This window comes from Micromonospora rifamycinica (assembly GCF_900090265.1).
Classification (GTDB): domain Bacteria; phylum Actinomycetota; class Actinomycetes; order Mycobacteriales; family Micromonosporaceae; genus Micromonospora; species Micromonospora rifamycinica.
The window spans coordinates 5069395-5090465 of sequence record NZ_LT607752.1; the positions used below are offsets into that span (position 1 = coordinate 5069395).

Sequence of the window (21071 nt, forward strand, 5' to 3'; positions counted from 1 at the left end):
CCGGTCCGGATCGCGGGACGGCCCTCTCGTCGCCCCCGTGGTCAGTGCACGCACCGTCGCCCCTCTCACTCCTGCTGATTCCGGCATTAAGAATAGAACCGGCATCAGGAGCAAAAGGGGCGTATCGGAAATAGTCCTAGGTTGGTGTGACCGGGTGCGCGGGTCAGACCGGCAGCGGCGCGTGCTCGGCTTCCGGCAGCGACCGGGACGTCGGCGGGACCACGAACTTGTAGCCCACCTGGCGGACCGTGCCGATCATCGACTCGTACTCCGAGCCGAGCTTGGCCCGCAGCCGCCGCACGTGCACGTCGACCGTACGGGTGCCGCCGAAGTAGTCGTAGCCCCAGACCTCACGGAGCAACTGGTCTCGGGTGAACACCCGGCCCGGGTGCTGGGCGAGGAACTTCAGCAGCTCGAACTCCTTGTAGGTGAGATCGAGCGGCCGACCCTTGAGCTTCGCCGCGTAGGTGTCCGGGTCGATGTTCAGCTCGCCGGCCCGGATCGAGCCGCCGGCCCCGGAGGTGGCGTTGGTCAGCCGGCCCACCGCGAGCCGCAGCCGGGCCTCCACCTCGGCCGGGCCCGCGCCGGCCAGGATCACGTCGTCCACGCCCCAGTCGGCGTTGAGGGCGATCAGGCCGGCCTCGGTGACCACCGCCACCAGCGGCACGCCCAGGCCGGTGGCGTGCAGCATCCGGCAGGTGGCCCGGGCCTCGCTCAACTCCGATCGGGCGTCGACCAGCACCGCGTCCGGGCTGGGCCCGGACACCAGGGTGCGGACGTCACGCGGTGCGGTACGCACCGAGTGCGGCAACAGGTCGAGTGCCGGCAGCACCGCCGAGGGCTCACCTGCACGCGCGGTCACCAGCAGCAGGAGCTCCACACGATCACCTCCGTCCCGGCGGCTCTACGGCCGCACGCGACCAGCTGCCCCGACCGTGGGCGGGGCGCTGAGAACTTGCGTGGGTCCCGGCGTCGCTGACGGGCGGGTAACGGCTTGAGCGTAACCGATCGCCCGGCTGTCACCTCGGCGTCCTTTCCTGTTTGTCGGATCTGCCCGTGATCGCCGCTCAGGTTTTAACGTGGTGGAAACCGGAGCCGACGTGATCCCCGCCGGAGCGCGCCGGTCTGGCACGATCGGGGCGTGTTTCCCTCCACCTCGCCCGAGACCGGCCGTGACCCCTGGGTCGACGACGCCCCCGACGGCCCGGCCGGCGGTCCCGCACCCGGGCCGCGCCCGGCCCAGGACGACGACGCCGGGGGCCGACGCGAGCGCGGCCCACGCCGGTTCCGCAAGGGCGGGGCACCACGCCGCAGCGAGGACGAGGACGTCGAGCCGGACGAGGAGCCGATCGAGCCGGTCGAGGTCCGCCGGCCGCTCTCGCTGACCATCGCCGGCTTCGCCGCGCTGCTCGGCGTCGGTCTGGTGCTCGGCGCGCAGACCGCCGGCCCCGGGCACCGGCTGCCGTTCGCCCTGGTCGTCTTCGCGGTCCAGCTCTTCTTCGTGCTGGCCTGGACGATGGCCATGCGCCCGCCCGCCCTGCTGATGGTGGCGCTGACCAGCGTCGCGGTCGCCGCGGCGGCCGACGTCGCCGCCGTGCAGACCGACGTCGCCGGCCTGGCCCCGCTCGGCTTCGTGGCGCTGGGTGGCTTCCTGCTCGGCGTGGTCGGTCAGCTCGTCCGCCGGGTGGACCGGGTGCGGGTGACCGACTCGCTCGGCACCACCCTGCTGATCGTGGTCGGCGTGGTGGCGTTCGCCACCCTGATCACGCTGAGTCGGATTCCGGCCGGCACCCAGGCGATCACCGTCTGCCTGGTCGCCACCGGCGTCGCGCTCACCGTGGCCCGGCTCACCGACGCCGTGCTGGCCTGGCCGAGGCTGGCGCCGCAGGTGCCCCGGGGGGCCGCCGGGGTGGTCGTCGGCGCGATGGCCGGTACCCTCACCAGCGCCCTGCTCGGTAGCTACCTGGTCGGCTTCACCCCGACCAGTGCCGCGGTGATCGGGCTGGTCGCGGCGGCCACCGCCGTCCTGGCCGACCTCGCCGTCGGGTACGCCGAGGCGGGCCGGCTGATGGCCGGTGAGCCGCCCACCATGTGGATCGCCCGGCACATGCAGGGTCCGCTGGGCGGGTTCGCGTTGTCCGCTCCGGCGGCGTACGCGATGTGTGTGCTCTTCCTCTGACGATCCGCCCCGCGCGCCGGATGCGGCGGTTGGGCGCGGCGGCGCTCGGGTAGTAGCGGTGCGCCGCGACGGCGGCATCGATGACGGTACGTCGCGCGGACCGCGACGGCGAGGACGGTACGTCGCGGACCGCGACGGCGAGGACGGACGGAGACGGGTGTGGCGCAGACGTACGAGGAGCGGCCCCGGCGGCGCGGGCGCAGGTGGCTCGTCGTACTGGTCGTGCTGGTGCTGATCCTGGGCGGGCTGCTGGTGGTGGCCGACCGGGTGGCGGCCGGCCTGGCCGAGCGGGCGATCGCCGACCAGGTGCAGCAGGAGCTCACCAAGCAGGACGCCAGCTCCGCGCCGCCGCAGGTGGACGTGGGGGGTTTCCCGTTCCTCACCCAGGTGGTCGACGGGCGGTACGAGCGGATCTCCATCGTGCTGACCGACGTGCGGGGTTCGGTGGAGGGCAACACGGTCAGCCTGCCCCGGCTCGACGTGGACGCCCGCAACGTGCGCGCCTCGCTGGACACCATCCGGTCCGGTCAGGGCGAGGTGGTGGCCGAGACGGTGGCCGGCACCGGCACGGTCACCTACGACAGCCTGGCCAAGCTGCTGGACCGGCCGGGGCTCAAGCTCGGTGAGCAGAACGGCAAGCTGGCGGTGACCGCGCCGGTCGACATCCTCGGCCAGAAGCTCACCGTCACCGGCACCGCCGACGTGACGGTGGCCGAGGGCGGCAAGGTGGCGCTGAAGTTCAGCGACCTGAACGCCCAGGGGCTGCCGGCGGTGCCGCTGGCCCGCACCCTGCTGAACAACTACGCCCGCGGGATCTCGGTCGACGTGCCCCTGCCGGAGCTGCCGTTCCAGCTCAACGTGCGCAAGGTCGAACCGCGCCCGGAGGGGCTGACGGTGACCGCCGACGCCAGGGACGTCCCGATCAACTCGGCGGGCTGATCCGCCGTCGGGTGCTGAGCGCGCCCGGTAGCCGACGCGACGCGGCCCGGCCTGACGGGGCTTCCCGGCAGGTGGGGCCGCGTCTCGCATGGTGGTCGGCCCCTGGCACTCTCCGGGAGGGCTGGTAGGCTCCGTGACCATGGGGACGCACCTCACCAAACGGCGCGCGGTCGACCTGTGCCGCGTGGCCACCTGCCTGTGTCGCTCCGTCATCTGACGGCGGGGCTGTCTCCGGCCGCTTAGCGGCAACCGCACCCGAGCTCTCCTGATCTCCGGTGCCACCCTCCGAAAAAACGCCCGGCAGCGGCGCCGTCGCACGAACCCGTGATCCGTTCCTCTATGGGTCCTGCGCATGGTGCGACATCACCGATCTCCGCCCGCGCTGGCTCACCACCCATCCTCACCAGGGAGTGATCTGATGAGTCGCGACACCGCACTCGTTTCGGCCGAATGGGCCGAGAAGAACCTCGACGCCCCGGGCGTCGTCTTCGTCGAGGTCGACGAGGACACCTCCGCCTACGACACCGGTCACCTCGCCGGTGCCATCAAGCTGGACTGGAAGACCGACCTCCAGGACCAGGTCCGCCGGGACTTCGTCAACAAGTCCCAGTTCGAGGCGCTGCTCTCCGAGCGGGGCATCGGCAACGACGACGTCGTGGTCCTCTACGGCGGCAACAACAACTGGTTCGCCGCGTACGCGTACTGGTACTTCAAGCTGTACGGCCACCGCGACGTCAAGCTGCTCGACGGCGGTCGCAAGAAGTGGGAGCTGGACGCCCGTCCGCTGGTCAAGGACACGGTGACCCGCCCGGCCACCCGGTACGTCGCGCAGGAGCCGGACACCTCGATCCGGGCGTTCCGCGACGAGGTGGTCGCCGCGATCGGCACCAAGAACCTGGTCGACGTGCGCAGCCCCGACGAGTTCGCCGGCCGGCTGCTGGCCCCCGCCCACCTGCCGCAGGAGCAGGCGCAGCGGGCCGGGCACATCCCGACCGCGATCAGCGTGCCGTGGTCCAAGGCGGCCAACGAGGACGGCACCTTCAAGTCCGACGACGAGCTGCGCAAGATCTACGCCGACGCCGGGCTGGACGACGGCAAGGAGACCATCGCCTACTGCCGGATCGGCGAGCGCTCCTCGCACAGCTGGTTCGTCCTGCAGGAGCTGCTCGGCCACACCAACGTGAAGAACTACGACGGTTCGTGGACCGAGTACGGCTCGCTGGTCGGCGTGCCGGTGGCGCTCGGCGACGAGCCCGGGGAGGCCTGAGCCATGACCGCTCCCACCGCTTCCACCGCGGCCGGCTGCGCCGCCCCGGACCAGTCCGCGCCGCTGCCGGCCAGCCTGGACCTGGAGAAGGAAACCGTCATCACCGGGCAGGTGCTGGCCGCGTCGGGCGAGCCCGTGGCCGGCGCGTACGTCCGGCTGCTCGACTCGACCGGTGAGTTCACCGCCGAGGTCGTCACCTCCCCGGCCGGTCAGTTCCGGTTCTTCGCCGCGCCCGGTAGCTGGACCCTGCGGGCGCTGTCCCGGCACGGCAACGGCGACACCGCCGTGACCGCCAACCGGGGCATCAACGAGGTCTCCGTCACGGTGGCCTGACCCACGCTCTCGATCGGCCCGGGGCCGGTCACCCCACCCGGGGTGACCGGCCCCGGGCCGTCACCCCCGCCGCCCGCCGCCGTCACGCCGGTTGTCCGCCGCCCGGCGCCGTCACCCCCGCCGCCCGCCGCCCGGCAGTCGACCGGGAGGTCGCCCGGCCGGCGGCGTCACGAGGTGCAGCCGCCCTGGTGGCCGACCCGCCGGACGCAGCGGCGACGCCCACCGAGCCGCCGGTCACAGAAGACCTGATGCTGCGCTTCCGACCCGCCCTCCTCGGAGACGGTCGTCTCGCCGAGCACCAGCTCCGGCAGGAACGCCAGCGCCCGGCCGATCGCGCGGGCCAGCAGCCGCGCCGCCGGCAGGTCGTCGGCGGCGACAGTCAGGTGTACGACGTACCGCTCGCGCTCGGTCGTGGCGGTCACCGGTACACCACGCGCGGCCCGAACCGGGACTGCCAGTCGCGCAGCGCACCCTTGATCCGCGCGTTCTCCTCCCGGGTACGGGCCAGCTCGGCGTGCAGCACGGCCAGCTCGTCGGCGACCCGGTGCAGGAACCCGTCCACCTCGCCCGGGTCGAGCCCGTCGCGGGACCGCCCGAACCACTGCCGCCGCACCTGGGTCGGGCAGAGCGGCCGGTACGCCACCGTCCGGTGGTGCTGCCCACCGTTGCGCCGGCCCGCCGGCCCGGACCGCCCGGCGCCATGACCGTCGCCCCGGCCGCCCGGGGCCTGGTTGGTCGAGTGCCGGCTGTTCGAGGGCCTGTCGCTGCTGGGCTGGTTGGTGGAGGGCCTGTCGCTGCTGGGCTGGTTGGTGGAGGGCCGGTTGCTGCTGGGCTGGTTGGTTGGGGGTCGGCTGTTCAGGGGCCGGTTGGTGACGCGGTGCCGGGCGGAGGGCCGCCGGGCAACCGTGGGTCGCTCGGCCGGCGCGGGCCGTCCTGTTGTCGGGGGCCGGTCGGTTGCCGTCGACCGGGACCGGGGCCGGCGGAACAGCCGGAGGAACCTGCACACGATGGGACCACCTCTCCGCAGGGGCAGCGGGGATCGCGCTGCCGTGGAAGGCGGCCGGGGCGGGCGGGTTCCCTTCCGCTTCGGCACCCGCCCCGACCGGGGGAAGAGCCCAACTCGTTGCCACGCGAGGAGGCGCTCGCCGATTAACTTATGTGTGGAGGTGACCCTCGTCAAGATGGTGACCCAAGTTGACTTCCTCTTGTCTCGCGCATGTGTCTCGTGATCGAATCGGAGTGCCACGCGAGGAGTGCCATGCCTGCATTGCCTGACTACCTCAGAGTCTCTGATTCGATCATTTCGGACACGCGGAGTGGCCGACTCAAGCCGGGGGACAAGCTGCCCTCGATCGCTGAGCTGTGTGAGCTGCACCGGGTGAGCGCATCGACGATCCGGCAGGTCTTCATTCGGCTTGAAGCGCTTGGAGTGATCGACCGCCATCAGGGTAAGGGTGTCTACGTGACCGACCCGGCAACCTGGCTGCGGAAACCCTGATGCTGTTGGCGCTTCCCGGGGATCGCCTGCCACCCCCGGATGGCCGCATCCGGCTCGGAGGTTGATGATCCGGCTCAGTGTGATGCTCCGGATCGCCCGGTGTTCTGCCTGCCTGTGAGATCTTGGAAGATTTCGGCCCCCAGGGGGGCCATATTGCTCCAAGATCTTCTATGTCATCCACGCAAAGCCTTGAATCGGGCGTGCCGACTGAGCTGAACCACGCTCGGAAGTTGTGCGGCGGAAATCTGCCGGCTGGTCGAGGGTCGTCGCGGGGGACGCATTGCCCTCGAATTGCCGAGTTGTGCGAGCCGCGCCGGGTGAGCGTGTCAGCGATCCGGACGGTGTTCGTGCGCCGTGCGGCGCTGGAAGCGATCGACCGCCATCAGGGCAAGGGTGTCCATGTCACCGACCCCGCGACCTGGCTGCGGAGACCCTGACTGCGGAGACCCTGACGGCGGTCGACGCCTCCTCGGGTGTGCGATGTTCCTCCATGATCAACTCAACATCATGGTTGTAGTGGCATCCCTTCGCTCCGATGCCACTACAACCATGAAGTAGTGGTACCCGAGCCGCGAGCCGCCACGAACGGGTGTTCCCGGGTGGTCGGCGGAAGGTGGAGGGGCGGGCCGGCGGTCGGGGTGGCGGCCCCTTGTCAGTGGACATGGCGGTGGCCGCCGACCCCGGGCGGGGTCGACGGCCACCGTGTGGTGCGTCTCGGCCGGTCGGCTACCGTCTCGGCCGGTCGGCTACCGTCTCGGCCGGTCGGCTACCGTCTCGGCCGGTCGGCTACCGTCTCGGCCGGTCGGCTACCGTCTCGGCCGGTCGGCTACCGTCTCGGCCGGTCGGCTACCGTCTCGGCCGGTCGGCTACCGTCTCGGCCGGTCGGCTACCGTCTCGGCCGGTCGGCTACCGTCTCGGCCGGTCGGCTGTTGGCTCAGCCGGTCGGCTATCGGGTTAGCTGTCGGAGATGCGGGCTCCCGCGCAGGTGGACGTGGGTGCCAGGCGGAAGTCGAGGGTGCCGACGATGCCGGCCTCGACGACCGTCCGCTGGGCCTGGGGCACCCAGCCGTCCTTCGCCACGATCACCTCGTACCGCCCCTTCGGCAGCCACCAGGCGTAGCGGCCCTGACCGTCGGCGGTGAGCGTGACGCCGGTGGTCGACCCGACCAGGTTCAGCCGGATCGTGGCCGGGACGCCGACGGTCTGACCGCCGCAGGTCACCCCGGTCACCGTGCCCTGGATCTTGCCCCAGTTGTTCGGCGGCGAGACGTTCATCTCGACCCCCACCGCCGACACCGGGTAGGGCGTGTTGGAGGTGAAGCCCAGCTCACCCGAGTAGACCCCGGGCTGGTCCACCCCGGCCGCCGCCGTGGCGGTCAGCGTGACGGTGACCGTCTGGGACGCCCCCGGGGCCAGCGTGAAGCTGGCCGGTGCGGTGGACAACCACGGCAGGTCGGCGGCGTCCGAGCAGCCTTCCAGCCCGCCGAGCCGCTCGCTGTCCGCCGAGCCGACGAACGAACTGGGCGAACCACCGATCTTGTACGCCCCGCAGGCGGCGGCACCCCGGTACCTGCTGAACTGGGCGTTCGGCAGGTTCTTCCAGGCCCCGGCCACCGGGTCGAAGCCGACCGTCCGGTTGGTCACCGACGTCGAACCGGCCGTCACCCCGCCGGCCAGCACCAGCATGCCGCCGGCCGACGCGTACTGGGAGCCCCACAGCTCGACCGGGAGGTTGGGCAGCGCGCTCCAGGCGTCCGACGCCGGGTCGTACCGCCAGGCGTCGGTGTACTCGTCGGCGGCGACCCCGCCGGCACAGTAGACCTGTGCGCCGATCCCGCCGCACGACAGCCAGGAGACCGGGTGCGGGTAGGCCGCGCCGGCCCGGAACGTCCCGGTGCGCGGGTCGAACACCGTCACCTTGGCGGACTCCGTGCAGGTGGTGTCGACACAGCCGCCGACCAGGTAGACCTTGCCCCCGGCCACGGCGGTGCCGGCCGCAGCGGCGGGGGCCGGGTTGACCGCCCCGGGCAGGGTGCTCCACGCCCCGACGCCCGGGTCGAAGACGTCAACCGTCGGGTCGGCACCGGCACCGTCGCCCCAGCCGCCGAGCACGTACAGCTTGCCGCCGATCCCGACGGCGGACGGCTTGGACCGGGCGTGCGGCAGGTCGGGCAGCGCCGTCCAGACGCCGGTGGCCGGCTCGAACACCCAGGCCTTCCGCTCGTTGCCGGTGTCCCCACCGCCGCCGACCGAGTAGACCTTGCCGTCCAGGTTGGCCGCCGCGTTGTCGTAGATCGCGGCGGGCAGGTTGGCGATCCGGGTCCAGGCGTCGTCGGCCTGCGGCGCGGCGTCGGCGTTCCCGCCGCCGTACCGGACCCCGGTACGCCCGGTGCTGATCCCCTTGACCACCTGCTCCCGCAGCGGAGCGCCGGCGGTCGACAGTACCTCGAACCCGCCACCGCGTTCCAGCAGCTCCACGGTCGCCGGGGCGGAGCCGGTGTTGCGGACCGTCACCTTGGCGTTGCGGGTGCTGCCGTACGGCTGGTGGGCCTCGATCGTGGTGGTGCTGACGGTGAGCCGCCCCGCGGTCAGGGCCAGGTCGGCCCGGCGGGTGCTGTCGGCCACCACCGTCACCTGCTGGGTGACCGGGGTGTACGGCGGCTTGGCGGCGGTGAACGGGTGGGTGCCGGTCAGCCCGGAGAAGAGGTGGTAGAAGCCGTCCGGCAGGTTCGGGTCGTCCGGGGTGGCCGCCGAGACGGCCGTGTCGGTGGGCCGGTCCACACTGGTCACCGTCACCCCGTTGACCGGTGCGCCGGTGTTGCGGTCGGTGGTGTTGCCGACCACCAGACCACCCGGCACGGGGGTGCAGTCCCGGTTGACCAGCTGCACGTCGTCCACCTGCCACCACCAGGCGAAGGTGCCCTTGAACCGGAACCGCACCAGCGCGGCGGTCGCACCGGCCGCCGGGGTCAGCGGCACCTCCTCGACCCGGGGGCCACGGCGGCTCGCCGTCTGGTGCCAGACGTTCGTCCAGCTCGTCCCGGCGTCGGTGGAGACGTCCACGTCGGCGGTGTCGGTGATCCCGACCGCCCGCCAGTCGCTGCGGAAGCGCAGCAGCGGCGCGGCCGAGGCGGACAGGTCGACCGGCGGGGTGACCAGGTCGGTGTCCTGGGTGTTGCCGGTGCCGAGCTTGTCACTGTCGACGATCGCGAACCCGCCGGTGCCGCCGGTCAGGTTGCCCCGCGCGCCCGGGTCGTTGAAGACCCAGCCGCCCTTGTCGGTGCGGTTGCGCACCGTCCAGCCCTCCGGCGTGGTGGTGCCGTCGAAGCTCTGGGTCAGCAGCGGCGCGCTCAGGCTGCCGGTGTAGCCGGCGGCGGCACAGGCCGCCTCGACCGGGACCGGGATGTCGGCCGTGGCGCCCGTCGCGCCGACGGTCAGGTCCTTCGTCACCGTCCGGTAGCCCGGGTAGTTGGCGGTGACGGTGAGCTTGTAGTCGGAGTTGCCCGCCACGGTGAACGAGTACCGGCCGGTCACCGGGTCGGTGAAGACCGGTGCGCCGGGGCGGCCGGCGACCTCGATCCTGGCGTACAACGGCCAGCCGTGCCCGGAGCCGTCGGTGACCCGGCCGGAGACGGTGACCGTCGGCGTGGCCGTCAGGGCGAAGTCGCGGGTCACCGTGCCGTCCTCCGGGACGGTCACGGTGGCGGTCGCCGTGCGGAAGCCGTACGCGGAGACGGTCAGCGTGGTCTCGCCGGCCGGCACGGTCAGCGTGTACCGGCCGTCCGTGCCGGTGCCGACGCTGCGGGCGCCGACGGCGACGGTGGCGCCCGCCACCGGGTCGCCGGTCGCCGCGTCGGTCACCCGGCCGGCGACCTGCCCCACCGGCCCGCGCGGGGCCTGCCGGACCGCCTCGTACGCGTTGAGCCGACCCTCGCCGAAGACGTTGTTGTCGGCGGCGGTGCCCCCGCAGGTGGTCGCGTCGACGTCGGTCGCGGTGCGGTCGAGCAGCGTCTCGGTGCCGGCGACGTCCCCGCGCAGGCTGGGCGCGGCCGACCAGATCAGGGCGACCGTGCCGGCCACGTGCGGGGCGGCCATCGAGGTGCCGCTGAACGCCGCGTAGCTGTTGTCCGGCACGCTGGAGCGTACGTTGCTGCCGGGCGCGGCGATGTTCGGCTTCAGCCCGGCCGGGTCGGTGGCGTTCCCCCGGCCGGAGAAGCCGGAGATGGTGTTGTTCACGTCGTACGAGCCGACCGCGTAGGCGTTGGGGTTGTCCCCGGGGGAGCCGGCGCTGCCGCAGGCCGGGCCGTCGTTGCCGGCGGAGAAGACCGGGAACATCCCGGCGGCCCGCCAGGCGGCCACGGTCTGCTGGTACCACGGATCGCCGCCGTCGCCGCCCCACGAGTTGTTGACGATGTCGGGGCGCAGGTCGGGGCGGGGGTTCTGGCCGTTGAGGTCGGTCGGGGCGAGCACCCACTGACCGGCGGCCAGCAGCGAGGCGTCCGAGCAGCTGTTGGACTCGCAGCCCTTGGCGGCGATCCACTTCGCGCCGGGGGCGACCCCGACCTGGTTGGCCCCGTCGGCGCCGACCATGGTGCCCATGGTGTGCGTGCCGTGGTCGTTGTTGTCGCAGGGGGCGTCCTGTGGGCAGACCCCGGCCGGGTCGAACCAGTCGTAGTCGTGGTTGAAGCTGCCGCCACCGAGGTTGCCCCGGTAGGACCCGACCAGCGCCGGGTGGTCGTACTGCACGCCGCTGTCGATGTTGGCGACCACCAGGCCCTCACCCCGGTCGCCGAACTCGTCCCAGACCCGGGGTGCGCCGATGTTGGTCAGCCCCCACTCGACCGCGTCCGTGCCGGCGCGGGCGGCCGTGCTGCGGACCGGCCGGACCAGCGGGTAGCTGCGGGTCGGCGCGATCCGGTCGACCTCCGGCCGGGCGGCGATGGTGTCCAGCAGCGCCCGGTCCCCGGTCACCCGCAGCGCGTTGGCGATCCAGTACGCCGTGTAGGTCGCCTTCCGCTCGTCCAGCACCGCCCGCAGGCCCTGCTGGGTCCGCTCGGCGGTGGTGGTGAGCAGCCGGTGCACCTCACCGGCGCGGACGTCCGGGTCGGGCAGCCGGGCGGCCTGCGCGAGCGGGGCCTGCTCGCGCAGGTAGACCAGGAAGGTCCCGGTGCCGTCGGCGAGCCCGTCGAGGACCTGCCGGTCCACGGTGGCCCGGGGCGCGGCCGGCGCGGCCCCGGCGGGCAGTGCGGGCTGGGCGGTGAGGCCCAGCAGTCCGGCCGCGAGCGCGGCCACCAATCGCCACCGGGACGGTCGTCCGGTCGGTCGTCTGAGCACGTTTCCTCCCCACTGAGCGGACCCGATCGGTTCGGGTCCGGCCGCGTGTGCCGGGGTCGCGGCCACGCGGAGCGGCTGAGGAGGTGGCCGGTGGTGGGTGCTGGTCGACCAGCCCCGCGGCCGCTGTGCATCATGCTCAGCCGGGGAACCAAGCTGATCAATGGATCGGGTCGGTCAGTATTCGGTCAGTAACCTGACGCCATCCTGACCGTTAGGCTGGCATCCAGCCGCGTCGACACCTGTCGTGGGCAGACGGGAACGTCGGGAGCGGGCGGCAGGTGCGGTCCTGGGGAGGACGTGTGACCGGTGTCGACATCCCGTTCGTGGTCTGTGTCAGCGCCGACGTCTCCGTCCGGGAGCGGGTGGTCCGTCAGCTCGACGACCTGGGGCCGGTGGTGATCTGCGCCGACCTGGCCGAGCTGCGCGCCATGCTCTTTCCCGGCCCCGCGCTGCCGCCCGCCGCCGCGCCCCCGGCTGCCGCGCCACCCGGCCCCGCGCTGCCGGCCGCCGCGCCCCCCGGCTCGGTGCGCTGCGGCGATCTCGTCGTCGACCCGGCCGGTCACCTGGTCACCTGGCGGGGGGAGCCGTTGGCGCTGACCCGGCTGGAGCGGGAGCTGCTGGCCCGGCTGGCCGGTGACCCGGGGGTGGTCTGGAGCTACGAACGGATCTTCGGCTCGGTCTGGGGCGGGGCCTGGCTGGGCGACGCGGCGATCCTGCACTCGGCCGTCAAGCGGCTGCGCCGCAAGTTGCGCGCGGTGTCCGGCGGCCCCCAGGTGCAGACCGTGCGCGGGGTCGGCTACCGCCTCGCCACCCCGTGCGGCTGACGGGCGGCCGGCGCGGGCCGGTGCGGTGCCGGCGGTGCGGGCCGGCGCGGTGCGGGCCGCCGTGGTGTGGTGCGGGCCGGCGCGGTGCGGGCCGCCGTGGTGTGGTGCGGGCCGCCGTGGTGTGGTGCGGGTCGGTGCCGGCCGGTGCGGTGCGGGCCGACGGTGGGGCCGTGACACGATGAGCGGGTGAGCGGTGCCGTCCACCCGGGGTACGCCCCACCGACCGGTCCGTCCGCGCCGCGTCGCCGGCTGCCCTGGCTGCTGGCCGCGACGGTGGCCTGGGCGGTGCTGCTGGGCGTGCTCACCTGGTGGTCGGCGCGGGAGGACCCGCCGACCGTGCGCGAGCAGCGCACCCTCACCCAGGCCGGCCCGGTGGTGGACCGGGCGCTCGGTCGCCTGGTCGCGGCGGTCGGTGACGACGCCTGGGTGTTGACCGTCCCGGAGGTCGAGCGCGGTTGCCGGCTCACCCCGATGGCCGACGGCGCGACCCTCAGCCGGGGGCTGGACGTGCTGGTCGCCGAGGGCGGCGAGCGGGCGTTGCTGGAACGCGTCGCCGACCGGTTGCCGGCCGACTGGCGGGCCGGGGTACGGGCCGGTGCGTCAGGCCCCCGGCTGCGCGCCGACGCCGGGGAGTTCGTCGCCGTGCAGGGGCGGGTCACCAGCGGCGGCCGGGTCCGGTTCACCGCCGACACCGGCTGCCGCCCGGTCGGCGACGGCTACCCCGGGCCGTCGGCCGCCCCGAACGGTTCGAAGGTCCCCCCTGCCTCGTCGTTCCCCCCTGGCTCCCCTGCTACTTCTGCCTCCTCTGCCCCGGCCACCTCGTCGGCTGCGGCGTCAGGCTCGGCGGTACCTGCTGCCTCGGTCGAATCGATGTTGGACGGGGCGTTGCGGGCGTTGGGGCGCTCCGCGCGGTCCGCCCCGGAACCGGTGAGCGCCCCCTGCCCCGGGGGCGGCACGGCCCGTACCGTCGCGGTGTCGGCCGGCGACGCGCCGGTCGCGTTGACCGGCCTCCGCCCGCTGGCCGCCGGCTCCCCGGTGGTCGACCTCCCCGAGGTGTACGCCTACCGCAGCGGCCCGGCGACCGTGCTGGTCGACGGCACCGGCGCACAGGTACGCCTCTCCGCCTCCACCGGCTGCCCCGCCTGACCGAACGCCTCCACCCTGTCCCGCCTGCACCCCGTCACCTATGCGTGCCAACCCGCCACCGTGACTCGTGCGGCGACCTGAGGGCAGCCAAGATCGTGCTCGATCCACGATGTAGTGGCCTCGAAGCCATCGAGAGGCCACTACATCGTGGATCGAGCACGATCTAGCGGGGTGCGGGGTGCGGGGTGCGGGGTGCGGGGCGGGGCGGGGTGGGGCGGGGCGGGGTGGGGCTGGGTGGGGTGGGACTGTCGGGGTCAGAGCCGGCGGCGGTCGTCGTAGGGGGTGCGGCTGCGGCCCAGGGCGTCGACCCGGCCCCACCGGCCCGGGATGTCCAGCAGCTCGACCCGGCCCATCCCCTCCGGCACCATCGGGTCGATGATGAGGTGTTCGCCCTGCGGTTCGAGGCCGAGGAGCACCCGGAGCAGCAGCAGCGGGGTGCCGGCCGACCAGGCCTGCGGGCTGCACGCCGTCGGGTACTGCACCGGATAGTCGGTGAGGTCGCGCTCGTAACCGGCGAACGCCTCGGGCAGCCGGCCCTCGAAGAAGCGGGAGGCGGCGAGCATCGCCTCGCAGATCCGCCCGGCCTCCTCGCGGAAGCCGTACCGGCTCAGCCCCCAGGCGATGAAGGCGTTGTCGAACGGCCACACCGTGCCGACGTGGTAGCCGATCGGGTTGTAGCGGCCCTCGCCGGTGGCCAGGGTGCGTACCCCCCAGCCGGAGAAGAGCCGGGGGCCGAGCAGGTGCTCGGCGACCGCGGCGGCCCGGGGCTCGTCGACGATGCCGCTCCACAGCAGGTGGCCGATGTTGGAGGTGAGCGAGTCGACGTGCCGGCCGTCCGGATCGAGAGCGAGGGCGTAGTAGTTCTTCTCGGGGATCCAGAAGTCCCGGTTGAAGCGTTCCTTGAGCGCCGCCGCCTCCCGGTCCAGCCGGTCGGCGTACTCCGGGTCGTTCCAGAACAGCCGGGCCATCCGCGCGCCGCGCCGCTTGGCGTCGTAGGCGTACCCCTGGATCTCGCAGGTGGCCCGGGGGAAGCCGGGCAGCCGGCCGTCGGCGTAGGAGATGGCGTCCCAGGAGTCCTTCCAGCACTGGTTCTCCAGCCCGGTCTCCGGGTTGCGGCTGCGGTACCAGACGTAGCCGGTGCCGAGCAGGTCGCCGTAGGTGTCGATCCAGTGCAGCGCGGCCCGGGCCGGGGTTTCCAGCTGCTTGACCAGCGCGGCGTCGCCGGTCCAGCGCTCGTACTCGTCGAGCAGGATGACGAAGAGCGGGGTCGAGTCGGCCGCGCCGTAGTAGGGGGAGTGGGGCTGCTCCTCGAAGCCGGCGGTCTCGCCGTACCGTAGCTCGTGCAGGATCTTGCCGGGCTCCTCGTCGCGGAAGTCGTCGAGCCGGTAGCCCTGCAGCCCGGCGAGCATCGTGATCGTCGGCGGGACCAGCTCCGGCAGGAACGGCAGCACCTGCAACGAGGTGAGCATGCTGTCCCGCCCGAACAGGGTCATGAACCAGGGCAGCCCGGCGGCGAGCAGCCGGACGCCCAACGTGATCGACTCGTACCGGAGCGCCGCCAGGTCGTGCAGGCTCTGCTGGTACGCCCCGGCGAGCGGTTCGCAGTCGCAGCCGAGCTGCGGCGCCCGGGCGACCAGCTCCTCCTGCTCGTCGCGGATCATGGCCGGGCCGCGCGCGGCGCCCAACGCGGTGATCGCCCGCACGTCCTCGCCCCGGGCGCCGTGGATGACCGGTGTCACGGTCAGCCGGGTGCTCCACTCGGCGTGCGGCCCGACGACGACCGCCCAGGTCATCCCGGCCTGGTCGACGTGGGCGTCGGTGCTGCTGGTGACGGTGGCCTCCCGGTGGAAGGCGTCCCGGCGGTAGGTCAGCCGCAGCGCGTTCTCCCCCACGACGGCGCTGGTGCGGCCCTTCTTGGGCCGCTGGTGCTTGATCTCGAAGAGGTCGGCGAAGTCCGAGCCCATCTCCAGCCGCAGGTTGAACCGCATCTCCCGGCCGGAGTGGTTGAGCACGGTGAGTTCCTCGACGAGGTTGCCGCCGATCGACCGGCTGCGGATCACCGACACCTTGGCGTCGAGGTAGTGCGTCGGCTCGCCGGGGACCAGGAAGAAACGGGTCCGGTAGGAGTGCGCGTCGTCGACGGAGAGCGGGTGCAGGCGCTCCCCGTCGAGGGTGAGCAGCCAGGTGGAGAGGAACCGGGTGTCGAAGGAGAACATGCCGGTGGGGAAGTCGAAAGACGGTTCGACGTCGCCACTGCGGTCGCAGACCAGGAAGGTGTTGCCGTCGAGGATGCTGACCCGCTGTTGCATCATGCCCGTCCGGCCTGTTCACGGGCGGTCTCCCGGGGATCCCGTACCCCGGGCGGGGTGGGGAAGAAGCGCCGGAAGACCAGGAACAGCATCACGTTCCCGCGGAACGTGGACTCGTTGCGCAGCACCGCCGAGACGGCCTGCGCCCGGCCGGTGACCAGCCGCTCGAACAGGTCGGCGCTGCTGCTCCAGACCGCGTCCGCCGGGCCTCGGCTGCGCTCCACCGTCGCCGCGCCGGGGCTGAGCCGCACCAGCCAGTGCTCGGTGCGGTTGCCGGAGGCGAGATCGATCTGGAGCGTTCCGGTGACGGGGGCGCGCAGGACGGCCGGGGCATGCGACGGCAGTGCTGCGAAGAACTCCTCCGTCGCCTGGGTCACCCCAGAATGGTAGGAAAAATGCGAACAGGCAGGGGCGTTATCGGCGGCATGCCCGGTCGGTCGGCAGACGGGACGCCCGGCAGGTCAGTAGACCAGCGCCTGGGCTCCCTCGGCCGTCGCCTCCTCGACGAAGACGGCCGCACCGGCGATCCGGACGCCGGGCAGCACGTCGTCCGGGCCGATCTCCCGGCGGGCGGCACACTGCGTGCAGGCGGTCACCTGCCCGGTGGCGAGGACGACACCGAGCAGATCGGCCAGCGGCGCGGAGTGCGGCAGCGTGAACTGCTCGGCCCGGCCGGGCACGGCGAACCAGGTGGACTCACCGGTCAGCCAGAGCGACACCGGCACCCCGGCGGCGACGGCCGTGGCGGCCACCGTGAAGGCCTGCGCGCACCGCTCCGGGGCGTCCGCCCCGGCGGTGGCCTTGACGACGAGAGTGCGGCCCATGGAGCCCAGCATAGGATGACCACGATGGTCACCGAGATCGGGTTCGTCAGCCTGTTGGTCGCCGGCCTGGGCGCGCTCGCCGGTGGCCTGGTCTACCTGGCCGTACGCCTGTCGAGAGGTAAATGGTGACAACCGAGGTGAACCGGTGAGCGACGAGAATCCCCTTCAGCCGCCGTGGTTGAACGCGCCTCCGGTCGAGGAGTACCCGTACCAGGAGAGCCACGACCTGCGGGTCGGCCCGAAGCTGCACCCGTCGCTGGACGGTCTGCTGCCGTACGTCGGGGTGTGGCGTGGGCGGGGCCGGGGCGGTTTCCCCACCATCGAGGATTTCGACTACGCCCAGGAGATCCGGATCAGCCACGACGGCCGACCGTTCCTGTTCTACGAGTCGAGGGCCTGGCTGCTGGACGACGAGAGCCGCCCGGTCCGCCCGGCCGGGCGTGAGGTGGGCTGGTGGCGTCCGGTGCTGGACGGTGAGCGGGTCACCGACGAGCTGGAGGCCCTGATGACCACGCCGACCGGGATCATGGAGCTGCACATCGGCAAGCGCACCGGCACCCAGATCGAGTTCGCCACCGACGCGGTGGTGCGGACCGCCACCGCCAAGGAGGTGACGGCGGGCGCCCGGCTCTTCGGCATCGTCGAGGGGGCGTTGCTCTACGCGCAGGAGATGGCGGGCATGGGCCACAGCCTCTCCCCGCACCTGTCCGCCCGGCTGATCCGGGTCGCCGGCTGACCGGTCGAGCGGGGTGGCCCGCCGGTCAGGCGAAGCCCAGCAGCTCCTGGAGGCGGGAGGTGTGGGGGGCCGGTGGGCGGGGAGTGGCGTCGAGGGTCCTGACCTCGACCGGGCCGCGTACCGAGGAGGTCAGCCACACCCCGGCGGCGGCGTGCAGCCCGGCCGGGGTGACCAGGCGCTCGGCCCGGCCCAGGCCCAGCTCGGCGGCGTGGTCGAGCAGCCAGCCGGCGGTGGTGCCGGGCAGGACGCCGGTGGGACCGGCCGGCACGGTGCAGAGGGTGTCACCGTCCAGCCAGACGACGTTCGCGCTCGGTGCCTCCAGCACGTGGCCGTCGGCGGAGACCCACAGCACGTCGTCCACCCCGGTGCGGGCGGCCCAGCGGCGGGCGGCGCTGCTGGCGGCGTACGAGATGGACTTGACGCCGGCCGGCAGCCAGGCCAGTTCGGGGCGGGCGGTCGCCGGCACCCCGAGGGGCAGGGTGGCGACGGTGACCCCGGTGCGACGCAGGCGCTTCGCGGTGGCCGGCACCTCGGACAGGGTGGCGTAGACGGTGGGCAGCCCGCCGCCCTCCGGCCCCCGGGTGCAGACCAGCCGCAACGCGCCCTCGACCTCGGCCGGCCAGCCGGCGGCGATGCTGTCCAGCAGCTCCACCAGCGCCCCGTCGGCGGGGAGCGGGAGTTCCAGGGCGGCGGCCCCGGCCCGCAGCCGGGTCAGGTGGGCGGTGCGCAGCCAGGGGCGTCCGCCGCGCAGGTGCATGGTCTCGAAGAGCCCGTCGCCGTGCAGTACGCCGAGATCGTCCCCGCGCAGCACCGGCTCCGTCGCGGGGACGACGCCCCGGCCGAGCACGGCGATCCTCGACGCCACCATGACCGCCGAGCCTAGCGGTGTGCCCCCCGGCCCGGCGGTGGGCGGGCGGCGATCGGCGACCACCGAACTATGATCGGACGGTGTCCGAATCCTCCCTGGCGGAAATGCTCCGCTCCCGTGGGTTGCGGCTGACGGCGCAGCGGCAACTGGTCCTGCAGGCGGTGCTCGATCTGGGGCACGCCACACCGGAACAGGTGCACACCGCCGTCCGGGAGGTGGCCGCCGGGGTCAACATCACCACCATCTACCGCACGTTGGAGCTGCTGGAACGGCTCGGCCTGGTGACCCATACCCACCTGTCGCACGGCTCGCCGACCTATCACGCGGCCGGTGAGCACCAGCACATCCACCTGGTCTGCCGGGAGTGCGGCGCGGTCGACGAGATCGACCCGGAGCTGATGCGCCCGTTGGCCGACCGGCTCGCCTCGGAGCGGAGCTTCCGGGTGGACATCGGGCACGTGGCGCTCTTCGGCGTCTGTGGCAACTGCGAGGACGGGGAACCGACATGATCGACATCGCGGGAGCGGTGGCCGTCGAGGCGATCGACGAGGCCAGCCGGGACCAGCCGGACGCCGAGCACCGGGCGGCCGGGGTGCGGGGTGTCGCCGCGCACTACGGTGACCCGATGCGCGAGCAGCGCACCCTGGCCACCGCGGTCGGCCTGGTGGACCGTTCGCACCGGGGCGTCGTCGCCGTCGCCGGCCCGGAACGGATCGGCTGGCTGCACACCCTGACCAGTCAGCACCTCGCCGCGCTCGGCCCCGGCCAGGGCACCGAGCTGCTGGTGCTCAGCCCGCACGGGCACGTCGAGCAGCACGCGATGGTCGCCGAGGACGGCACCACCACCTGGCTGGACACCGAGCCGGGGATGACCGCCGGTCTGCTGACGTACCTGGAGAAGATGCGGTTCTTCAGCCAGGTGGAGCCCCGCGACGCCACCGCCGGCCACGCGCTGCTGTCGCTGGTCGGGCCGCAGGCCACCGACGCCGTGGCGAGCCTCGGCGTGACCGGGCTGGCCGCGCCCGAGGTGCTCGCGGTGCCGGGGCCGAAGTTCCGCTCCGGCGAGCTGCCCCCCCGACCCACCGTCTCCTACGACGTACGGCCGCTGCCCGGGGGCGGTTGGGCCCGTCGGGTGCCGCTCGGGGTGGACCTGCTGGTGCCCCGCCCGGCCCTGGACCAGGTGGCCGCGGGGCTGCGCGACCATGGGGTGCCGGCGGCCGGGCTGTGGGCGTACGAGGCGGTGCGGGTGGCCGCCCGCCGGGCCCGGGTGGGGGTGGACACCGACCACCGGACGATCCCCGCCGAGGCGGGCCTGATCTCCCCGGCGGTGCACCTGGACAAGGGGTGCTACCGGGGGCAGGAGACGGTGGCCCGGGTGCACAACCTGGGCCGGCCGCCGCGCCGGCTCGTCCTGCTGCACCTGGACGGGGTGACCACCGACCAGCTGCCGGCGGCCGGAACCCCGGTCACCCTGGACGGCCGGACGGTCGGTTTCGTCGGCACCGCCGTACACCACTTCGAGCTGGGTCAGGTCGCGCTCGCCGTGGTCAAGCGCAACCTCGCCGACGACGCCCGGCTGTCGGTGGGCGGGTCCACCGCCGCCATCGATCCGGAGTAGCCCTACCCGCCGGTGTTCCGGTCGGCCTCCGGCCCTGGGCTCGTCGGCCTCCGGCCCTGGGCTCGTCGGCCTCCGGCCCTGGGCTCGTCGGCCTCCGGCCCTGGGCTCGTCGGCCTCCGGCCCGAGGCTCGTCGGTCTCCGGCCCTGGGATCGCGGAGCAAGGATGCCCACGATTCACGCCATGGGCGGGAATTTCTCCGGGGTCAACCCGCACATCGTGCGGTTCTTCCTGCCGTGCTGGCGCTGCGCCATCGACCGCAGGGGCCGGGGCGGCTACCATCGCCGGCATGACGACAGGGACGTTGATCACGGTTGCCCCGACCGGCGCGGAGTCGGCCAAGGCGGAGGTGCCGGCGCTGCCGGTGACCCTCGACGAGTTGCTGGTGACCGCCAAGGAGTGCGAGGCGCTCGGCGCTTCCGTGATCCACGTCCACATCCGCGACGACCAGGCCCGGCCCACCCTCGACCAGGGGCGGCTGCGGGAGACGGTGGCGGCGCTGCGCGACGCCACCGACCTGATCGTGCAGCTCTCCTCCGGCGGCGCGGTGACCGACCCGGAGGCCGACCGGCTGGCCGTGCTGGACGCCGCGCCCGACATGGCCTCCTGCACCATGGGCACCGTCAACTTCGGCGACGACGTCTTCCTCAACCGGTGGGAGTTCATCGTCGACCTGCACACCCGGATGCAGGAGCGCGGCATCCTGCCCGAGTACGAGATCTTCGACCTCGGTCACCTGTCCGCCCTGTACCGCCTGCTCGACCGGCACGGCCTGCCGCACGGCGGCCACGTGCACGTCGACTTCGTGATGGGGGTGCCGGGCGGCATGCCGGGCACCACCGCCACCCTGGTCGCCGCCCAGCAGATGCTGCGCGACCTGCCGGCGGGCACCACCTTCTCGGCCACCGGGGTCGGCCGCAGCACCATCCCGGTGATGCTGGCCGCGCTCTCCACCGGCGGCCACCTCCGGGTCGGGATGGAGGACACCGTGACGTACGCCAAGGGGCGGCCGGTGGAGTCGAACATGCAGCTGGTGGCCCGGGCGACCGGTTTCGCGCAGCTCGCCCAGCGCCCCCCGCTGACCACCGCCGAGGCCCGTCGGCTGCTCGGCCGTTAGCCCGCCCGCCGGCCCCGCCGGGCGGTAAGCCGCGCTCGGCCCGGCGCTCCCTACGTCGTAGGCTGACGTCCCAGGTCACCC

At 73.3% G+C, this 21071-nt stretch carries 22 protein-coding genes; 14 read left to right on the top strand and 8 right to left on the bottom strand.

Annotated elements, in window-relative coordinates:
* Window positions 1-163 precede the first annotated feature (163 nt).
* On the bottom strand, window positions 164-880 hold the full coding sequence (locus GA0070623_RS21130) for a winged helix-turn-helix transcriptional regulator (RefSeq protein ID WP_067311430.1): 717 nt from the start codon (window positions 878-880) through the stop codon (window positions 164-166).
* Window positions 881-1141: 261 nt separating this feature from the next.
* Here GA0070623_RS21130 and GA0070623_RS21135 point away from each other — a divergent pair, with 261 nt between their 5' ends.
* The 5 genes from GA0070623_RS21135 (at window position 1142) to GA0070623_RS21150 (ending at window position 4718) form a co-directional block, all read left to right on the top strand.
* Complete coding sequence (locus tag GA0070623_RS21135; protein WP_067311433.1) at window positions 1142-2179, top strand: hypothetical protein; 1038 nt, start codon at window positions 1142-1144, stop codon at window positions 2177-2179.
* Window positions 2180-2338: 159 nt separating this feature from the next.
* Window positions 2339-3118 carry an LmeA family phospholipid-binding protein gene (locus GA0070623_RS21140; protein ID WP_067311436.1) on the top strand — a complete coding sequence of 260 codons (780 nt, stop codon included), beginning with the start codon at window positions 2339-2341 and terminating at the stop codon, window positions 3116-3118.
* A gap of 139 nt (window positions 3119-3257) precedes the next feature.
* Complete coding sequence (locus GA0070623_RS31565) at window positions 3258-3335, top strand: Ms5788A family Cys-rich leader peptide (RefSeq protein WP_323135737.1); 78 nt, start codon at window positions 3258-3260, stop codon at window positions 3333-3335.
* A gap of 201 nt (window positions 3336-3536) precedes the next feature.
* Window positions 3537-4385 carry a sulfurtransferase gene (locus tag GA0070623_RS21145; protein WP_067311439.1) on the top strand — a complete coding sequence of 283 codons (849 nt, stop codon included), beginning with the start codon at window positions 3537-3539 and terminating at the stop codon, window positions 4383-4385.
* Between the two features lie 3 nt (window positions 4386-4388).
* Entirely contained in the window at window positions 4389-4718 is a 330-nt protein-coding gene (locus GA0070623_RS21150) for a DUF1416 domain-containing protein (protein WP_067311442.1), read from the top strand.
* Between the two features lie 167 nt (window positions 4719-4885).
* On the opposite strand, the gene GA0070623_RS21155 is transcribed toward GA0070623_RS21150, so the two are convergent.
* Entirely contained in the window at window positions 4886-5140 is a 255-nt protein-coding gene (locus GA0070623_RS21155; RefSeq protein WP_089004140.1) for a hypothetical protein, read from the bottom strand.
* Window positions 5137-5361, bottom strand: coding sequence for a DivIVA domain-containing protein (locus tag GA0070623_RS31105; protein ID WP_157517582.1), 225 nt, complete (start codon window positions 5359-5361; stop codon window positions 5137-5139). Before GA0070623_RS31105 ends, GA0070623_RS21155 begins: the two co-directional genes overlap by 4 nt.
* 615 nt (window positions 5362-5976) lie before the next feature.
* On the opposite strand from GA0070623_RS31105, the gene GA0070623_RS21165 reads away from it, so the two are divergent.
* Together GA0070623_RS21165 and GA0070623_RS31110 are read left to right on the top strand one after the other, a co-directional pair.
* A complete protein-coding gene (locus GA0070623_RS21165; RefSeq protein ID WP_067311448.1) occupies window positions 5977-6216 on the top strand; it encodes a winged helix-turn-helix domain-containing protein in 240 nt (79 codons plus the stop codon).
* Window positions 6217-6446: 230 nt separating this feature from the next.
* On the top strand, window positions 6447-6653 hold the full coding sequence (locus GA0070623_RS31110) for a hypothetical protein (protein WP_084261442.1): 207 nt from the start codon (window positions 6447-6449) through the stop codon (window positions 6651-6653).
* A gap of 517 nt (window positions 6654-7170) precedes the next feature.
* Here the strand turns inward: GA0070623_RS31110 and GA0070623_RS21175 are convergent.
* Window positions 7171-11550: a S8 family serine peptidase gene (locus GA0070623_RS21175; RefSeq protein WP_067315459.1), complete on the bottom strand. Its 4380-nt coding sequence runs from the start codon at window positions 11548-11550 to the stop codon at window positions 7171-7173.
* 299 nt (window positions 11551-11849) lie between these two features.
* On the opposite strand from GA0070623_RS21175, the gene GA0070623_RS21180 reads away from it, so the two are divergent.
* Both GA0070623_RS21180 and GA0070623_RS21185 read left to right on the top strand, forming a co-directional pair.
* A complete protein-coding gene (locus GA0070623_RS21180) occupies window positions 11850-12374 on the top strand; it encodes a winged helix-turn-helix domain-containing protein (protein WP_067315457.1) in 525 nt (174 codons plus the stop codon).
* A gap of 249 nt (window positions 12375-12623) precedes the next feature.
* Complete coding sequence (locus tag GA0070623_RS21185) at window positions 12624-13520, top strand: hypothetical protein (protein ID WP_067315098.1); 897 nt, start codon at window positions 12624-12626, stop codon at window positions 13518-13520.
* Window positions 13521-13774: 254 nt separating this feature from the next.
* Here GA0070623_RS21185 and GA0070623_RS21190 read toward each other — a convergent pair whose 3' ends face one another.
* The 3 genes from GA0070623_RS21190 to GA0070623_RS21200 all read right to left on the bottom strand — a co-directional run bounded on the left by GA0070623_RS21190 (window position 13775) and on the right by GA0070623_RS21200 (window position 16665).
* On the bottom strand, window positions 13775-15829 hold the full coding sequence (locus tag GA0070623_RS21190) for an amylo-alpha-1,6-glucosidase (RefSeq protein ID WP_067315093.1): 2055 nt from the start codon (window positions 15827-15829) through the stop codon (window positions 13775-13777).
* A complete protein-coding gene (locus tag GA0070623_RS21195) occupies window positions 15829-16206 on the bottom strand; it encodes an SCP2 sterol-binding domain-containing protein (RefSeq protein ID WP_067315091.1) in 378 nt (125 codons plus the stop codon). Before GA0070623_RS21195 ends, GA0070623_RS21190 begins: the two co-directional genes overlap by 1 nt.
* Window positions 16207-16290: 84 nt before the next feature.
* Window positions 16291-16665, bottom strand: a complete 375-nt coding sequence (locus GA0070623_RS21200; RefSeq protein WP_067315089.1) for a DsrE family protein — start codon at window positions 16663-16665, stop codon at window positions 16291-16293.
* A 12-nt stretch (window positions 16666-16677) separates the two neighbouring features.
* Here GA0070623_RS21200 and mtfM point away from each other — a divergent pair, with 12 nt between their 5' ends.
* The gene (mtfM, locus tag GA0070623_RS31465; RefSeq protein WP_067315095.1) at window positions 16678-16782 is read left to right on the top strand and encodes a small membrane protein MtfM; all 105 of its coding nucleotides are present in this window, start codon (window positions 16678-16680) and stop codon (window positions 16780-16782) included.
* 16 nt (window positions 16783-16798) lie between these two features.
* Window positions 16799-17389: an FABP family protein gene (locus GA0070623_RS21205; RefSeq protein ID WP_067315086.1), complete on the top strand. Its 591-nt coding sequence runs from the start codon at window positions 16799-16801 to the stop codon at window positions 17387-17389.
* A gap of 25 nt (window positions 17390-17414) precedes the next feature.
* Here the strand turns inward: GA0070623_RS21205 and GA0070623_RS21210 are convergent, their stop codons facing one another.
* Complete coding sequence (locus tag GA0070623_RS21210) at window positions 17415-18257, bottom strand: aminotransferase class IV (protein WP_067315084.1); 843 nt, start codon at window positions 18255-18257, stop codon at window positions 17415-17417.
* Window positions 18258-18361: 104 nt separating this feature from the next.
* Here GA0070623_RS21210 and GA0070623_RS21215 point away from each other — a divergent pair, with 104 nt between their 5' ends.
* The 3 genes from GA0070623_RS21215 to GA0070623_RS21225 all read left to right on the top strand — a co-directional run bounded on the left by GA0070623_RS21215 (window position 18362) and on the right by GA0070623_RS21225 (window position 20990).
* On the top strand, window positions 18362-18766 hold the full coding sequence (locus tag GA0070623_RS21215; RefSeq protein ID WP_084261621.1) for a Fur family transcriptional regulator: 405 nt from the start codon (window positions 18362-18364) through the stop codon (window positions 18764-18766).
* Complete coding sequence (ygfZ, locus tag GA0070623_RS21220; protein WP_067315080.1) at window positions 18763-19875, top strand: CAF17-like 4Fe-4S cluster assembly/insertion protein YgfZ; 1113 nt, start codon at window positions 18763-18765, stop codon at window positions 19873-19875. Before GA0070623_RS21215 ends, ygfZ begins: the two co-directional genes overlap by 4 nt.
* 287 nt (window positions 19876-20162) lie before the next feature.
* Window positions 20163-20990: a BKACE family enzyme gene (locus tag GA0070623_RS21225; protein WP_067311778.1), complete on the top strand. Its 828-nt coding sequence runs from the start codon at window positions 20163-20165 to the stop codon at window positions 20988-20990.
* Window positions 20991-21071: the final 81 nt, after the last annotated feature.

Coding starts and splice junctions, on each gene's coding strand:
- GA0070623_RS31565 (WP_323135737.1), top strand. CDS start 3,258: ATGGGGACGCACCTCACCAAACGGCGCGCGGTCGACCTGTGCCGCGTG.
- GA0070623_RS21145 (WP_067311439.1), top strand. CDS start 3,537: ATGAGTCGCGACACCGCACTCGTTTCGGCCGAATGGGCCGAGAAGAAC.
- GA0070623_RS21150 (WP_067311442.1), top strand. CDS start 4,389: ATGACCGCTCCCACCGCTTCCACCGCGGCCGGCTGCGCCGCCCCGGAC.
- GA0070623_RS21165 (WP_067311448.1), top strand. CDS start 5,977: ATGCCTGCATTGCCTGACTACCTCAGAGTCTCTGATTCGATCATTTCG.
- GA0070623_RS21190 (WP_067315093.1), bottom strand. CDS start 15,829: ATGCAACAGCGGGTCAGCATCCTCGACGGCAACACCTTCCTGGTCTGC.
- GA0070623_RS21200 (WP_067315089.1), bottom strand. CDS start 16,665: ATGCTGGGCTCCATGGGCCGCACTCTCGTCGTCAAGGCCACCGCCGGG.
- mtfM (WP_067315095.1), top strand. CDS start 16,678: ATGGTCACCGAGATCGGGTTCGTCAGCCTGTTGGTCGCCGGCCTGGGC.
- GA0070623_RS21210 (WP_067315084.1), bottom strand. CDS start 18,257: ATGGTGGCGTCGAGGATCGCCGTGCTCGGCCGGGGCGTCGTCCCCGCG.
- GA0070623_RS21215 (WP_084261621.1), top strand. CDS start 18,362: ATGCTCCGCTCCCGTGGGTTGCGGCTGACGGCGCAGCGGCAACTGGTC.
- ygfZ (WP_067315080.1), top strand. CDS start 18,763: ATGATCGACATCGCGGGAGCGGTGGCCGTCGAGGCGATCGACGAGGCC.
- GA0070623_RS21225 (WP_067311778.1), top strand. CDS start 20,163: ATGACGACAGGGACGTTGATCACGGTTGCCCCGACCGGCGCGGAGTCG.